The 1622-nt window shown below is 68.9% G+C and carries 1 protein-coding gene; it reads right to left on the reverse strand.

What is annotated here, in order from left to right; genetic code table 11:
* Window positions 1–1622, reverse strand: a 1622-nt coding sequence (locus ACSFA3_RS22760; protein ID WP_435507733.1) for a cobaltochelatase subunit CobN, incomplete at both ends; no start/stop codon positions are given.

Genomic DNA, 1622 nt, shown 5'->3' on the forward strand with positions numbered 1-1622 from the left:
ACGTGCAGCCCGTCGCGAATCTGCGTTTCCTTCAGTTCGCACAGGTAGGCATCCACGCGCGCGAGCACCGCATCGTCTTCCACACCCGGCATGCCCAGCTCCTCGACCAGATGCTGCGCCCGCACCGCCGCGAGGATCTGGGCACGCAGCACTTTGGCGCGGCGCGCGTCGACCAGCAGCGCGTCGTAGTACTCGTCGACCTGCCGCTCCAGGTCTTGCATCGGACCATGGTTCTCGGCGCGCGTGAGCGGCGGCATCAGGTGGTCGACGATGACCGCCTGCGTGCGCCGCTTGGCCTGCGCGCCCTCGCCCGGGTCGTTGACGATGAAGGGATACACATTGGGCAGCGGCCCGAGGATGGCGTCGGGCCAGCAGGACTGCGACAGCGCGATGCTCTTGCCCGGCAGCCATTCGAGGTTGCCGTGCTTGCCGACGTGCACCACCGCGTCGATGGCGAAAGCCTCGCGCAGCCAGAAATAGAAAGCGAGATAGCTGTGCGGCGGCACCAGCTCCGCGTCGTGATAGCTCGCGTAGTCGGCCGCACCCAGTGTGCCCAGGGCGCGCGCAGGCTGGATGCCGACGAACACGCGGCCCAGTCGCAGGCCGGCGATCATGAAGCGGTTGTTTCGCACCATCGGGTCTTGTTCGGGCGGCCCCCAGCGCGCGTCGATGGCGGCCGCCATGCCGTCGGGCAGCTTCGCCAGGCATGCGCGGTACTCGGCCAGCCCGTAGCTCTGCCATGCCGGCCGCGCGGTCCATTGCGTGGGGTCGTTCGCGATGCCTTCCTGCAGCTTGCGCATCAGCGCATCGCCGTCGGTGGGCATCGTGCCGGGCTCGCCCAGCGCATAGCCCTCGGCCGCCATCGCTCGCAGAATCGCCATCACCGAAGCCGGTGTGTCCAGCCCCACGCCACTGCCGATGCGCCCTTCGCTACCCGGGTAGTTCGCAAGGATCAGCGCGATGCGCTTCTCGCCGGCCCGCAGGCTGCGCAGCCTGCACCAACGGCGCGCCAGCTCGGCCACGAAGGCGATGCGATCGGGCTCGGGCTGGTAGTTCACCACCTCTGTCTGCGTGAGTTCGCAGCGGTGCGACAGGCCCTTGAAGCTCACGGCCCGGGTGATGATGCGGCCGTCCATCTCGGGCAGCGCGATCTGCATCGCGATGTCGCGCGGGCGCAGGCCCTGGCTGTCGGCCAGCCAGTCTTCGCGGTTGCCGCCGCTCACGATCACCTGCAGCACGGGTGCGTCGCCGGCCAGCGCGATGCCTTCGCCCTCTTCGTTCTGCGCGCCCTGCCCCAGTGCCGCGAAGGCCGTGGTGTTGAGCACAAGCTGCACGTCATGCTCGATGCATAGCTCGCGCAGCGTGGACAGGCACAGCGGGTCTTTGAGCGAATCGAGCGCGACCGGCAGCGGGTTCAGCCCTTCTGCGCTCAATGCGGCAGCGAGCGCATCGAAAGCCACCGTGTTGCCCGAAAGCAGATGCGAGCGATAGAACACCAGCGCCACCACCGGCGCGCCCGCATGCCACCCGGCGCGCAGGTCATCGATGCCGGCCACGGTGTGGGCCGCGTCAATACCGCGCGGCACATGCAGCGCAACCTGCGGCAGGCTGCGCGGCGGCAA

Origin of the sequence: Variovorax glucosi (assembly GCF_051216695.1) — a bacterium.
Taxonomy (GTDB): Bacteria; Pseudomonadota; Gammaproteobacteria; order Burkholderiales; family Burkholderiaceae_C; genus Variovorax.